The organism is Halomonas marinisediminis (genome assembly GCF_004347715.1).
Classification (GTDB): Bacteria; Pseudomonadota; Gammaproteobacteria; order Pseudomonadales; family Halomonadaceae; genus Halomonas; species Halomonas icarae.
Genome location: NZ_SLTR01000923.1, coordinates 1 through 214, shown reverse-complemented (window position 1 = coordinate 214; position 214 = coordinate 1). Strand labels below are relative to the sequence as shown.

Annotated in this window: 1 protein-coding gene; it reads left to right on the top strand. The window is 66.4% G+C overall.

Annotated features, from left to right (window positions below; translation table 11 throughout):
• The coding region (locus E0702_RS19525) for a hypothetical protein (RefSeq protein ID WP_205742195.1) at positions 1 to 214 on the top strand (214 nt) is incomplete at both ends.

Below are 214 nucleotides of genomic sequence, written 5' to 3'. Positions count from 1 at the left end.
ACCAAGACCGATGACGGCATCGATAACCTGGATGCCGGCAGCACCCTGACCGCCGGCAGCGGCAACCTGGCGCTGAATGCCGGCAGCGGTATCCAGTTGGACAGCGCGTCCAGCGGCACCGCCAGCGGTGACGTGACCGCCAACACCAGCGCCGGTGATCTGACCATCATCGAGGAAAGCTCCCTGGCCGCCACCGATGGCCAGATGGACCTGG